The following is a 12,088-nucleotide window of genomic DNA, read 5'->3' on the forward strand; positions in this document are numbered from 1 at the left end:
GGCCGATGAGCATGGAAAAGCAGAGAGTTGTACAAGAATATGTACCAGGGAAACAGGTGACCTTGGCGCACCTGATTGCTCACCCTAAGGAAGCCCTTTGCGAAAAGCTGGGAGTCGGACAAAGCGGCGCTATTGGCATCTTGACCATTACTCCTTGCGAGGCGGCTTTGATTGCTGCGGATGTAGCCACTAAAACAGCGGCCGTGGACATTGGATTTATGGATCGTTTCACCGGTTCTGTCGTGCTGGTGGGCAGCGTTTCTGCTGTGGAAGCGGCGTTGCGCCAGGTAAACGCCGTACTGATGGATGGCCTGGGTTTTACCGGGACTCGCATTACCAGGTCCTGACCTATGAAACCTACGGTTAAACGCAAGGTCATGATGGTAGGCGCGGTAGGCGCTGGCAAGACTTCGCTAGCGTATGCCTTGGGGCAGCGGGCGAAGGAAGTAAGCAAGACCAGTGATATTGAATTTTACGACGATGCTATCGATACTCCAGGGGAATATGCGCAAATCCCGCGTTTTTACTCGGCTCTCTTGGTGACCTCCATGCAAGCGGCAGGCGTGCTGATTGTGCAGGATGCTTCGCAGAGAATGCCAGTACTGCCACCCGGTTTTGCAGGCATGTTTACCAGACCGGTGGTGGGCGTAGTCACGAAGGTGGATTTAGAACAGGCGGATCGTGAACGCGCAAAACGATTTTTAGTGCAGGCGGGAGTCAAAGAGCCTGTGTTCTTTGTCTCTTCCCATACAGGTGAAGGCTTGGATGAATTGACGGATTGTCTGGAACAGATGGACCGAAACTCATCCGCCGGAGGAAAGGAGGACATAAAATGAACGAAGCATTGGGTATGGTGGAAACGAAAGGTCTTGTCGGCGCCATTGAAGCGGCTGATGCCATGGTCAAGGCAGCCAATGTACATTTGGTTGGCTACGAAAAAATCGGCTCCGGCCTGGTGACGGTTATGGTACGTGGCGACGTAGGCGCTGTTAAGGCGGCTACCGACGCTGGCAGCGCTGCTGCCGGCAAAGTAGGCCAGGTTGTCTCCGTACACGTCATTCCTCGCCCCCACACGGATGTGGAAAGCATTCTGCCGAAACAGGTTTAAGCATTAATTTGGAGGTGGAAGACATATGCAAGAACAGTTAATTGACAAGGTTATGGATGAAATTAAAAAACGCATGGAGTCTCAAGGAGTTGCTGCTCCGACGGAAGCTCCGGCCGCTGCCGCTTGCACAGCTAACCCGGGAATGACTGAATACGTTGGTACTGCTATCGGCGATACTATCGGTTTGGTAATTGCTAACGTAGATCCCATGCTACATGCGCAGATGAAACTGGATCCCAAATACCGCTCGATCGGTATCATCGGCGGTCGTACCGGCGCTGGCCCGCACATCATGGCGGCGGACGAAGCGGTTAAAGCGACCAATACGGAAATCGTCACCATCGAACTGGCCCGTGATACTAAAGGTGGCGCTGGTCATGGATGTCTCATCATTTTTGGTGCGGAAGAAGTGTCTGACGCTCGCCGCGCAGTTGAAGTGGCCCTGAAAGAACTGGACCGCACCTTCGGCGACGTATACGGCAATGACGCAGGCCATCTGGAGCTGCAATACACCGCTCGCGCCAGCTACGCCATCAACAAAGCGTTCAATGCGCCTGTTGGCAAAGCGTTCGGCCTGATTGTAGGCGCTCCGGCGGCTATCGGCGTGCTGATGTCCGATGTGGCTGTCAAAACAGCGAATGTGGAGCTTGTCGGTTATGCCAGCCCTGCTGGCGGCACCAGCTACTCCAACGAAGTGATCATCATGATTACCGGCGACTCCGGCGCGGTTCGCCAGTCGGTTTTGGCTGCTAAAGATGCAGGCAAGAAGTTGCTCGAAGCCTTGGGCGGCCCGGCTCCGTCCGCGACTAAACCTTATATTTAATAGCAGGGAGGGAACGAAATGAAACGATCCAAACGGTTTGAAGCGTTGGAAGCCCGCCCTGTTAACCAGGACGGCTTCGTGGTTGAATGGCCCGAAGTGGGTCTGATTGCCATGGGCAGTCCCAACGATCCGATTCCTAGCATTAAAATCCAAAACGGCCGTGTAGTTGAAATGGACGGCGTGCCGCGTGATAAATTCGATTTTATTGATCAGTTTATTGCGGACTATGCCATTGACGTGACGGTAGCGGAAAAATCCATGGCGATGGGCAATGAAGAAATTGCCAAATTGCTTGTGGACGTAAACGTGTCCCGTGACGAGATCGTCAAGGTCTTTCGTGGCCTGACCGCCGCCAAGATCGTGGCGGTACTTAACACCATGAACGTGGTGGAAATGATGATGGCGCTGCAGAAGATGCGCGCGCGTAAGCGTCCTTCCAACCAATGCCATATTACCAACGTAGCTGACAATCCGGTGCTGATTGCTGCTGATGCAGCGGAAGCTTCCATGCGCGGCTTCGATGAAATGGAAACCACTGTTGCTGTTGTGCGTTACGCTCCGTTCAATGCGCTGTCCATGCTGATTGGCGGCCAAACCGGACGTCGCGGCACCTTGATCCAATGCGCTTTGGAAGAAGCTACCGAGCTGCAGCTGGGCATGCGCGGCATTACGGCTTATGCGGAGACTATTTCCGTATATGGCACGGAAAACGTGTTTGTTGACGGCGATGACACTCCTTGGTCCAAAGCGTTCTTGGCTTCGGCCTATGCTTCGCGCGGCCTGAAAATGCGCTTTACCTCCGGTACTGGCGCCGAAGTGCAGATGGGTTACGCCGAAGGCAAATCCATGCTGTACTTGGAAGTGCGCTGCATCATGATTACCCGCGGCGCTGGCGTACAGGGCCTCCAGAACGGCTCGGTAAGCTGCATCGGCGTGCCTGCGGCGGTTCCGTCCGGCATTCGTGCTGTTTTGGCGGAAAACCTGACTACTACCATGCTGGATCTGGAAGTTGCCTCTAGTAATGACCAGACCTTCACCCATTCCGACATTCGCCGGACAGCTCGTACGCTCATGCAGATGCTGCCTGGCACGGACTTTATCTGCTCCGGTTACAGCGGCGTGCCTAACTATGACAACATGTTCGCCGGCTCCAACTGGGATGTAGATGATTATGACGACTGGAACATTATCCAGCGTGACCTTAAAGTCGACGGCGGCCTGCGTCCGGCAGCGGAAGAAGATGTCATTGCCGTACGTAATAAAGCAGCTCGGGCTCTCCAGGCTGTGTACCGCGAGCTGGGCTTCCCGGCCATTACTGACGAGGAAGTGGAAGCGGCTACCTATGCTCATGGCAGCAAGGATATGCCCGCCCGTAATATCGTCGAGGATCTCAAAGCCGCTCAGGAAATGATGAGCCGCGGCATTACCGGCATTGACGTAGTCAAAGCCTTGTCGAAAGCCGGCTTCCAAGACCTGGCGGAGAACGTTCTCAACCTGCTCAAACAGCGCGTATCCGGAGATTATCTCCATACGTCGGCTATTTTGGACAGCAACTTCCATGTAGTTAGCGCCGTTAATGACGCCAACGACTATCGCGGTCCCGGAACCGGCTATCGCATGAGCGATGAGCGCTGGAACGAAATCAAGACCATTCGTCAGGCTTTAAATCCGTCTGACTTTGACGTTTAAGCGGGGAGGTGCGCCGAATATGCAAATCAGCGAACAAATGATTCGTGAGATTGTCGCACAGGTGATGCAAGGCATGGAACAGCCTACTGCCGCCAGTGCGCCTGTAAAAAAAGCGGTTGTCGGCCGTCCGATGACCTTGGTGGAAAAAGGCGAAGCAAAAGCGGGAACTTGGGCCGATGAAGTGATCATCGCTCTGGCCCCTGCCTTTGGCAAATACCAGAACAAAACCATCGTAGACGTGCCCCACAGCGATGTGCTGCGGGAAATCATCTCCGGTATTGAGGAAGAAGGGCTCAAAGCACGGGTTATCCGCGTGCTGCGCTCTTCGGATGTGGCCTTTGTCGCTCATGATGCAACAAAATTGAGTGGTTCCGGCATTTCGATCGGCATTCAGTCTCGCGGCACGACAGTCATTCATCAGAAAGACCTGCCGCCGCTGAGCAACCTGGAACTATTCCCGCAGTCGCCGCTGCTGGACTTGGAAGCGTACCGCGCCATTGGCCGTAATGCTGCTAAATACGCGAAGGGCGAATCTCCGACTCCGGTACCGACTCGGAATGATCAGATGGCCCGGCCTAAATTCCAGGCTAAAGCCGCTATCCTTCACATCAAGGAAACGGAACATGTCGTTCCCGGTGCTAAAGCGGTAGAAATTGAAGTGCAGTTTTAAACGACGGAGGTGAATCAAACGATGTCTCAAAATAAGATGATTGAAGATATTGTGCGTGAGGTCATGCGCTCCATGCACCAGGCTCCGCAAGGCGGCGCTGTGGCTGCTGCCGTGCCGACTAAAGGATTCTGCCCGGCTCAGGATTATCCGCTGGCGGAAAAACATCCTGACTTGGTCAAGACTCCTAGCGGCAAATCGCTGAACGATATTACGTTGGACAAAGTATTGGGCGGTCAGGTTACGGCCGACGATGTGCGCATCAGCCCGGAAACGTTGCGTATGCAAGCGGAAATTGCCGACGGCGTAGGCCGGACGCAGTTTGCTGCTAATCTGCGCCGCGCTGCAGAACTGACAGCCATTCCGGATAACCGTATTTTGGAAATCTACAATGCGCTGCGCCCGAACCGTTCGACCAAAGCGGAACTTTTGGCGATTGCCGATGAAATGGAACATAAATACAGCGCCAAAATCAATGCCGACTTTGTTCGGGAAGCTGCTGACGTATACGAACGCCGCAATCGTCTCCGCGTAGACTAGGACACGGTTATGGCGATCATTGCAGGGGTGGATATCGGCAATTCCACCACAGAAGTATGCCTGGCCAGAATTGATGCAGGTCAGCCCTTGCAATTTTTGGCCAGCAGCATTGTAAAAACAACCGGGATTAAGGGGACGCTGGCTAATGTGCCGGGCATCGTGCAGGCGATTCAGGACGCCTTAAAGAAGACCGGCCTTACCATGCGCGATTTGTCTCAGGTTCGTTTGAACGAAGCTACGCCGGTTATCGGCGATTTGGCAATGGAGACCATTACGGAAACCATTATTACCGAATCGACCATGATCGGGCACAATCCTTCCACGCCGGGCGGAATCGGTCTGGGCGTGGGCGTGACGATTCTTATGGAAGAATTGCCGCGCACCAATGCCGGGGAAAGCGTATTGTGTATTATTCCCCGGGGAGTTGATTTTGAAGACGCTGCCAAAACGCTCAATGCGGCCTTAGCCCGAGGAGTTGACGTGCAAGGCGCCATCGTCTGTCAGGATGATGCGGTGCTCATTGCCAACCGGGTAAACAAAGCGATGCCCATTTTGGACGAGGTGGCGTTTATCGACAAAGTTCCTTTGCACATGTTGGCGGCTGTTGAGGTGGCCGAAGCGGGACGAACCATTACGACCCTGTCCAATCCCTATGGCATTGCGACGGTCTTTGGCCTGAACGCGGACGAAACCAAGATGGTAGTGCCTATTGCCAGAGCCTTGATCGGCAATCGTTCCGCAGTGGTGGTGCGTACGCCTCAAGGGGATGTCAAGGCGCGCGCCATTCCGGCCGGTTTTATTACCGTGCTGGGGCAAAAGGGACGGAACGAAGTGGATGTGGAGGCTGGCGCCTCGAAAATCATGGAAGCCGTGGAACGTGTGCAGCCGGTACAGGATGTGCAAGGAGAAGCGGGAACCAATGTCAATGGCATGCTGGAACGTGTGCGGCAGGTCATGGGCGATTTGACGGCGCAGCCTTTAGGCGAAATGAAAATCCAGGACATCTTGGCGGTGGATACCTTTGTGCCTCAAAAGGTGCAAGGCGGTCTGGCCGGCGAATTTGCCTTGGAGAATGCCGTGGCCTTGGCGGCCATGGTGAAAACCAGCCGGTTGCCGATGCAGCAGATTGCTGATCGGCTGACGTCCGAACTGGGAATCGGCGTGGTCATCGCCGGCGTAGAAGCGAATATGGCCATTTTGGGAGCCATGACAACACCGGGAACGGATAAGCCTTTGGCGATTCTGGATATGGGCGGCGGTTCGACCGATGCGGCTATTATCACCCGCGATGAAAAGGTGCATGCCATTCATCTTGGCGGCGCCGGAGACATGGTGACCATGTTGATCAATTCGGAGCTAGGGTTGAATGATTTGTCCCTGGCGGAAGAAATCAAAAAGTATCCTTTGGCCAAGGTGGAAAGCCTGTACCATATTCGTCTGGAAGACGGCACAGTGCGCTTTTTCTCGGAGCATCTGCCGCCGCATGTCTTCGCTAGAAACGTAATTTTAAAAGAAGACGATATGGTTCCCATTCCGACGGATCATGCGCTGGATCGCATTCGCCATGTCCGGCGGGAGGCCAAGAAAAGAGTGTTCGTGACCAATGCGCTGCGGTCGTTGGCGCGAGTGGCTCCGACGGGAAACATTCGGCACATTGAGTTCGTGGTTCTTGTTGGCGGTTCGGCGCTGGATTTTGAAGTTGCGGATATGGTAAGCGATGCGTTGGCTGAATATGGCATTGTTTGCGGTCGCGGCAACATTCGAGGTTGTGAAGGCCCGCGCAACGCCGTAGCTACTGGCTTGGTGCTGTCGTATACGCATGAAGGCCCTGGCAGAGAGGCGTGAAGACGATGTTGGGAGATCAGAAAGTCCGGCCCAGTGTATTTCTCGCTGTGGCGGCTCACGACAAGTTGGAGGCCAAACTGCGCGAGATTAAGGCTGGCATGGAAGAAGAAGGCATACCCTGGAGACTCACAGAGCAGGAAACAGGAGACGCTGCCCGCTTAGCGCATGAAGCAGCCTTCGCGTCGCCCCTGGGGGTGGGCGTAGGCGTTAGTGGCGAGGGGCTGTGCATCCATTACCGCAAATTGGCACTGGAAGAGCCGCTTTTTATACATCCTGGGCCTGGAGATCCGAGCGTGTGGCGGTTGTTTGGGTATAACGCCGCCAGGCTTGTCAAAGGCATTCCTTTTAAGGAAAAGGCTGAGGAAGTCGGCGTGCCTGCCGGCGAGGCGGAAGCGGTAGCGGAAGAAGATCTGACCTCGTTGGTAGCGGAGATTGTCCGCAGGATGTTGCAAGAAACGGCGGGGGCCCCGGGAGGGCCAGGAGGCCATGGGAGGTGAATGCATGGTCAGACAAGCATTAGGTATGATTGAAGCCGTTGGCTTGCCTGTCGCCATTACGGCGGCGGATGCAGCTGTAAAATCGGCTAATGTAAAATTAGTAGGTTATGAATTGGCGAAAGGCAGCGGCATGGTCCTGATCAAAGTGGTCGGCGACGTAGGCGCCGTAAAGGCGGCTGTAGAAGCCGGCAGCGCCGCTGCGGCAAGAGTGGGGCGCATTGTCGCCACTCATGTCATCCCCCGGCCGCACCAGGAGTTGGATTGTATACTTCTTACCAAAGAAACGGTAGGAACGAAGCTGGAAACTGCGGTGGAAGAAATGCCGGAAGAGCAAGCAGAGATGGAAGCGGAAGAAGAACCGCCCATAGCGTCGGAGCCGGAAAAAAACGTGCCGGAAGAAACGTCTGCGGAAGCCGAAATAGAGACCATGGTTGAGGAAGAGCTTGAAACCGTGGAGGAAGAACAGGAACTTCTGAGCGAAGAGCCAGCCGTTGATCCGGCGGATAGCTGCAATTTGTGTCACGATCCAAATTGCCCGAGGCGTAAGGGTGATCCTCGTAATACTTGCCTGCATTATGGAAAAAACGACAAGGAGGATGAATCAATATGAGTGGAGAGGCATTGGGAATGGTTGAAACCAAAGGCTTGGTAGGTGCGATCGAAGCAGCTGACGCCATGGTGAAAGCAGCCAACGTAAGCCTAGTTGGGTATGAAAAAATCGGTTCCGGTTTGGTAACCGTTATGGTGCGCGGTGACGTAGGCGCGGTGAAAGCGGCTACCGATACCGGCGCTGCAGCAGCGCAACGGGTTGGCGAGCTGATTTCGGTGCACGTCATTCCGCGTCCGCATACGGACATTGAGAAAATTCTTCCTAAATCTTTATAATTTCTATGGTAACGAGGTGAGAGGATGGACAGCGCAACGATCGAAGCCATTGTGACCCAGGTTTTGCAGTCTTTGGCGGTAGAGCCGGAAGCAATGGCGGTGACGGAAGGGATTCCTGTCGGGATATCAAACCGGCACATCCACCTCTCTGCTGAGCATATGGAGATTTTGTTCGGCTGTGGCAGCCAGTTGACTCGCCAAAAAGATTTGAAACAGGTGGGGGAATTTGCGGCAGCGGAAACAGTGACGTTGGTTGGGCCTAAGGGAGTAATTCGCAATGTGCGCGTCCTAGGGCCCATCCGCGGCACGACGCAGGTGGAAATTTCCCGTACCGACGGCTTTGCTTTGGGAGTCAAAGCGCCTGTACGGGATTCCGGCGATATCGAAGGAAGCGCCGGAATTATCCTAACAGGACCTTGCGGCGCAGTAACTTTGGAAAAGGGTGTTATCTGCGCAGCCAGACATATTCATATGCACAATGATGATGCCCGCCGCTTCGGTGTGAAAGACGGCGAGCGGGTCATAGTGGAGGTTGACGGTCCGCGAGGAGCGGACTTGAAACATGTTTTGGTTCGGGTGAAAGAAGAGTTTCGCTTGGAAATGCACATTGATACGGACGAAGCCAATGCCCTGGGCATTGGTCCGGGGGCTACGGTGACACTGCGCCGGGAACAGGAGGCGTAAAGTGGAACGGGAAGACATAATCCGTTTGGTGACGGAAGAAGTCATGCGGCGTTTAGGAACGCCGCAGCCTGTGCAGCCAGCGGTCAAACAGGCGCTGGCCTTGTTTACAGGCGGCGCGTTGGGCCTGGAAGAGGCGCTGGCGCAACTGGCGCAGTTGCAGAATCAGGGCGTTCGTTTAACTGCTGTCTTATCCAAGGCGGCGGAGACGGTGATCGGTGTAGAGCGATTGCGCAAGGCGCTGGGAATGGAGCTGGACATTCGTTTGGCGACAGATCCTTTGCCGAAACAAGACCTAAAAGAGGCTGATGTCGTGCTTGTGCCTGTATTGACGCAGAACACTGCGGCTAAACTGGCTCGCACCTTAGCAGACACAACTATTTCGACCCTGGTGATGCAGGCGCTCTTAATGGGGAAAGCGGTCATTGCCGCGCGTAATGCCGCGGATCCCAAGGATCCTTGGCGTGTCCATGGAGGCATGGGCGCAGCCAGACCGACGTTAACTCGAGCATTACAGGATAATCTGAAAACCTTGGAATCCTACGGGGTGGCGTTGGTGGACGCCGGTGCGCTAGCGGCTGAGGCTATGCAACAGCTGGGCGTGACTACTGGCGTGATGACGAAAGCAAAAGAAACTGCACAAAAACCGTCTTTGCCCAAAGGGCAGGGAAGGCGGGTTATTGACGCGGCGATGATTCAAGTGCGGGCAGCTCAAGGGGAATCCATCCTGACGGTTGGTCCCCAAGACCTGGTGACGCCCTTGGCGCGCGATGTGGCTCGGGAGTGCGGTGTGGAACTCAGATAACCCAGAGGAATGGGAGAATGTAACATGAGTGTGTATACGCGAACCGGAGATGGCGGTACAACCAGCTTATACAGTAAGGAACGCGTTTCTAAAGACGACATAAGAGTCGAGGCCTACGGCACGGTGGATGAAGCCAGCGCGGCTATGGGCGCAGCTCGGGCGTTAGTGGCTTGTTTTCCCTGGGCGGAAGAATGCTTGCAAACGCTGCAAAGCGAGCTGATCGATTTGAATGCCGACTTGGCGACGTACTTTACCGAGCAGGCCCCAGGGCGCATTACTGAAATCCATGTGGCCAGGCTGGAGGCAGTCATCGATGAAATGGAGCAACGGCGCATTCCTCAGCATTATTTTGTTACTCCCGGCGAGTCGAAGGCCAGCGCGGCGTTGGATGTGGCGCGCACCATTGTGCGCCGCGCCGAACGGCGTACGATTACCTTAAGCCAAAAGGCCTTTGTTCCCGAAGCGGACCGCCGTTATTTGAACCGCCTGTCAGATTTACTTTTTGTGATGGCTCGCTGTGTGGAGCAAGAAGAGGTGGTGCAAAAGGCAACGGCCCAAATTGTGGAGCGTTTGACAAATGGGCAACAGCGTCCGGGAGGCTCGGCTTGCAAGGAGGCGAAAACCTTGCTGGATAAGGCGAAACAGATTCTTGAAGAAGCGGAATATAAGGCCATGGAAATCGGTGTACCTATGGTTATTGCTGTGGTAGACGCCGGAGGCAACTTAGTAGCGCAGCATCGAATGGATGGCTCTCTTTTGGCCAGCATTTCGCTGGCTTTGGATAAAGCCTATACGGCGGCAGCGCTTAAGATGTCTACGGAGGAAGTGGCGCAATTGGTGCAGCCGGGAGGTCCCTTGTATGGTCTTAATACGGCGCAGCAAGGACGCTTTGTTGTTTTCGGCGGCGGTTTGCCGCTGCTAAGCGGCAAAGAGGTCATAGGCGGAATCGGCGTCAGCGGCGGCGCGGTGCATGAAGACGTACAAGTTGCCAATGCGGCTTTGGCCGCCTGGAAAAACGTCCGAGCCTAAGAAAGCGCGGTTTTGGCCGACTGCTTTCGAAACGGCGCAGTAGCGCCGGAAGGAGGAACAAGAATGGTAGTAGATCAGGCGCTGATAGCAAAAATCACCGCTGAAATTGTAGCTTCATTGCAAGGCGGCGAAGGAAACGCGAAGCAAGTGCAAGACGGCATTTTTGATACGGTTGATGAAGCCGTTGCCGCCGCTCGCAAGGCGTATAAAGAATTGAAACAATTTTCTCGTATGGAACGGGAAAAGTTCGTGCAGGCTATACGGGATGCCGCTTATACCAACGCGTCTACCATGGCGGAAATGGCGGTATGGGAAAGCGGTATGGGCCGTGTAAGCGACAAAATTCTCAAAAATCAGCTGGCAGCTACGAAAAGCCCGGGTACGGAGGATCTGAAACCGACCGCCTGGACCGGGGATGATGGCTTGACTCTGCTGGAAATGGGACCGTACGGAGTGATTGGCTCCATTACGCCGACCACCAACCCTACGGAAACCATCATTTGCAACGGCATCGGCATGATTGCCGCAGGCAATGCGATTTTCTTCAGCCCTCATCCGACGGCGAAGAATACCTCTCTTTGGACCATCCGGCTTTTTAACGAAGCCATTGTTAAAGCAGGCGGTCCGGCTAACCTTATGACGTCCGTAGCGAATCCGTCCATTGAGGCGGCTAATGCTATGATGAACCATCCCGATATCAACATGCTGGTGGCTACCGGCGGACCTGGCGTGGTAAAAGCCGTCCTGTCGTCCGGCAAGAAAGCCATCGGCGCGGGTGCAGGCAACCCTCCTGTGGTTGTTGATGAAACAGCAGACATTCCCAAAGCGGCCAAGGATATTGTCAATGGATGTTCTTTTGACAACAACTTGCCTTGCATTGCGGAAAAAGAGGTCATCGCTGTCGGCTCTATCGCGGATCAGCTGATGATGTACATGCAGCGCAATGGCGCGTACTTGATTAATGAAGAGCAGCGCGAAGCGCTCAAAGAAGTGATCATGACCGCCAAAGAAGGCAAGATTGCCGAAGGCTGCACAGGTCCTGCCAAAAAAGTCTATGGCATCAACAAGGATTATGTAGGTAAATCGGCGCAGTACATTTTGGATAAGATCGGCATTTCGGTGCCGGATACGATCAAAGTGGTTCTGTGCGAAGCGCCCGCGGATCATCCTTTTGTTGTGGAAGAACTGATGATGCCGGTATTGCCGGTGGTATCCGTTAAAGACATTGATGCCGCTATTGCGCTGGCTGTCAAAGTGGAGCACGGCAACCGTCATACGGCCATTATGCATTCCAAAAATGTAGACAATTTGACGCAGATGGCCAAAGCCATTGAAACCACCATTTTTGTAAAAAATGCACCGTCTTATGCCGGTATTGGCGTAGGCGGCGAAGGGTACACCACCTTTACGATTGCCGGCCCCACCGGCGAGGGACTGACTTCCGCCAAAAGCTTTACCCGTCAGCGCCGCTGCGTGCTGGTGGATGGCTTCTCCATCGTTTGATGGAAGAACAGGGGGC

The 12,088-nt window shown here is 54.5% G+C and carries 15 protein-coding genes; all 15 read left to right on the forward strand.

Translation table 11 applies throughout. The features are described 5' to 3' along the window. The first annotated feature begins 11 nt into the window (after nt 1–11). Complete coding sequence (gene eutS / locus C508_RS0104140; RefSeq protein WP_018702285.1) at nt 12–347, forward strand: ethanolamine utilization microcompartment protein EutS; 336 nt, start codon at nt 12–14, stop codon at nt 345–347. A 3-nt stretch (nt 348–350) separates the two neighbouring features. Then, on the forward strand, nt 351–836 hold the full coding sequence (locus tag C508_RS0104145; protein ID WP_018702286.1) for a EutP/PduV family microcompartment system protein: 486 nt from the start codon (nt 351–353) through the stop codon (nt 834–836). Continuing rightward, a complete protein-coding gene (pduA, locus tag C508_RS0104150) occupies nt 833–1,108 on the forward strand; it encodes a propanediol utilization microcompartment protein PduA (RefSeq protein ID WP_018702287.1) in 276 nt (91 codons plus the stop codon). Before C508_RS0104145 ends, pduA begins: the two co-directional genes overlap by 4 nt. A 25-nt stretch (nt 1,109–1,133) precedes the next feature. Further along, nucleotides 1,134–1,931 (forward strand): propanediol utilization microcompartment protein PduB, encoded by a 798-nt coding sequence (pduB, locus tag C508_RS0104155; RefSeq protein WP_018702288.1) that lies wholly within the window; start codon nt 1,134–1,136, stop codon nt 1,929–1,931. An 18-nt stretch (nt 1,932–1,949) separates the two neighbouring features. Then, entirely contained in the window at nt 1,950–3,620 is a 1,671-nt protein-coding gene (locus tag C508_RS0104160) for a propanediol/glycerol family dehydratase large subunit (protein WP_018702289.1), read from the forward strand. A gap of 19 nt (nt 3,621–3,639) precedes the next feature. Beyond that, nucleotides 3,640–4,290: a propanediol/glycerol family dehydratase medium subunit gene (locus tag C508_RS0104165; protein WP_018702290.1), complete on the forward strand. Its 651-nt coding sequence runs from the start codon at nt 3,640–3,642 to the stop codon at nt 4,288–4,290. 21 nt (nt 4,291–4,311) lie between these two features. Then, nucleotides 4,312–4,827 carry a diol dehydratase small subunit gene (locus C508_RS0104170; RefSeq protein ID WP_018702291.1) on the forward strand — a complete coding sequence of 172 codons (516 nt, stop codon included), beginning with the start codon at nt 4,312–4,314 and terminating at the stop codon, nt 4,825–4,827. A 9-nt stretch (nt 4,828–4,836) separates the two neighbouring features. Then, nucleotides 4,837–6,672 carry a diol dehydratase reactivase subunit alpha gene (locus C508_RS0104175; RefSeq protein ID WP_018702292.1) on the forward strand — a complete coding sequence of 612 codons (1,836 nt, stop codon included), beginning with the start codon at nt 4,837–4,839 and terminating at the stop codon, nt 6,670–6,672. Nucleotides 6,673–6,677: 5 nt separating this feature from the next. Continuing rightward, on the forward strand, nt 6,678–7,169 hold the full coding sequence (locus tag C508_RS17795; protein ID WP_018702293.1) for a glycerol dehydratase reactivase beta/small subunit family protein: 492 nt from the start codon (nt 6,678–6,680) through the stop codon (nt 7,167–7,169). Nucleotides 7,170–7,173: 4 nt separating this feature from the next. Beyond that, nucleotides 7,174–7,779: a BMC domain-containing protein gene (locus tag C508_RS21030; RefSeq protein WP_018702294.1), complete on the forward strand. Its 606-nt coding sequence runs from the start codon at nt 7,174–7,176 to the stop codon at nt 7,777–7,779. Continuing rightward, nucleotides 7,776–8,054: an ethanolamine utilization microcompartment protein EutM gene (gene eutM, locus C508_RS0104190; protein WP_018702295.1), complete on the forward strand. Its 279-nt coding sequence runs from the start codon at nt 7,776–7,778 to the stop codon at nt 8,052–8,054. Before C508_RS21030 ends, eutM begins: the two co-directional genes overlap by 4 nt. A 24-nt stretch (nt 8,055–8,078) precedes the next feature. Beyond that, nucleotides 8,079–8,738 (forward strand): phosphate propanoyltransferase, encoded by a 660-nt coding sequence (gene pduL / locus C508_RS0104195; RefSeq protein WP_018702296.1) that lies wholly within the window; start codon nt 8,079–8,081, stop codon nt 8,736–8,738. Between the two features lies 1 nt (nt 8,739). Then, nucleotides 8,740–9,540: an HFCD family protein gene (locus C508_RS0104200; protein ID WP_018702297.1), complete on the forward strand. Its 801-nt coding sequence runs from the start codon at nt 8,740–8,742 to the stop codon at nt 9,538–9,540. 24 nt (nt 9,541–9,564) lie between these two features. Continuing rightward, nucleotides 9,565–10,569, forward strand: coding sequence for a cob(I)yrinic acid a,c-diamide adenosyltransferase (locus tag C508_RS0104205; protein WP_018702298.1), 1,005 nt, complete (start codon nt 9,565–9,567; stop codon nt 10,567–10,569). Nucleotides 10,570–10,632: 63 nt separating this feature from the next. After that, on the forward strand, nt 10,633–12,072 hold the full coding sequence (locus C508_RS0104210) for an aldehyde dehydrogenase family protein (RefSeq protein WP_018702299.1): 1,440 nt from the start codon (nt 10,633–10,635) through the stop codon (nt 12,070–12,072). Nucleotides 12,073–12,088 lie beyond the last annotated feature (16 nt).

It is taken from the genome of Anaeromusa acidaminophila DSM 3853, from assembly GCF_000374545.1.
GTDB lineage: Bacteria > Bacillota > Negativicutes > Anaeromusales > Anaeromusaceae > Anaeromusa > Anaeromusa acidaminophila.

What these genes read in the sequence shown, in the direction of transcription:
- eutS (WP_018702285.1), top strand. Translation starts at nt 12, where the DNA reads ATGGAAAAGCAGAGAGTTGTACAAGAATATGTACCAGGGAAACAGGTG.
- C508_RS0104145 (WP_018702286.1), top strand. Translation starts at nt 351, where the DNA reads ATGAAACCTACGGTTAAACGCAAGGTCATGATGGTAGGCGCGGTAGGC.
- pduA (WP_018702287.1), top strand. Translation starts at nt 833, where the DNA reads ATGAACGAAGCATTGGGTATGGTGGAAACGAAAGGTCTTGTCGGCGCC.
- pduB (WP_018702288.1), top strand. Translation starts at nt 1,134, where the DNA reads ATGCAAGAACAGTTAATTGACAAGGTTATGGATGAAATTAAAAAACGC.
- C508_RS0104160 (WP_018702289.1), top strand. Translation starts at nt 1,950, where the DNA reads ATGAAACGATCCAAACGGTTTGAAGCGTTGGAAGCCCGCCCTGTTAAC.
- C508_RS0104165 (WP_018702290.1), top strand. Translation starts at nt 3,640, where the DNA reads ATGCAAATCAGCGAACAAATGATTCGTGAGATTGTCGCACAGGTGATG.
- C508_RS0104170 (WP_018702291.1), top strand. Translation starts at nt 4,312, where the DNA reads ATGTCTCAAAATAAGATGATTGAAGATATTGTGCGTGAGGTCATGCGC.
- C508_RS0104175 (WP_018702292.1), top strand. Translation starts at nt 4,837, where the DNA reads ATGGCGATCATTGCAGGGGTGGATATCGGCAATTCCACCACAGAAGTA.
- C508_RS17795 (WP_018702293.1), top strand. Translation starts at nt 6,678, where the DNA reads ATGTTGGGAGATCAGAAAGTCCGGCCCAGTGTATTTCTCGCTGTGGCG.
- C508_RS21030 (WP_018702294.1), top strand. Translation starts at nt 7,174, where the DNA reads ATGGTCAGACAAGCATTAGGTATGATTGAAGCCGTTGGCTTGCCTGTC.
- eutM (WP_018702295.1), top strand. Translation starts at nt 7,776, where the DNA reads ATGAGTGGAGAGGCATTGGGAATGGTTGAAACCAAAGGCTTGGTAGGT.
- pduL (WP_018702296.1), top strand. Translation starts at nt 8,079, where the DNA reads ATGGACAGCGCAACGATCGAAGCCATTGTGACCCAGGTTTTGCAGTCT.
- C508_RS0104205 (WP_018702298.1), top strand. Translation starts at nt 9,565, where the DNA reads ATGAGTGTGTATACGCGAACCGGAGATGGCGGTACAACCAGCTTATAC.
- C508_RS0104210 (WP_018702299.1), top strand. Translation starts at nt 10,633, where the DNA reads ATGGTAGTAGATCAGGCGCTGATAGCAAAAATCACCGCTGAAATTGTA.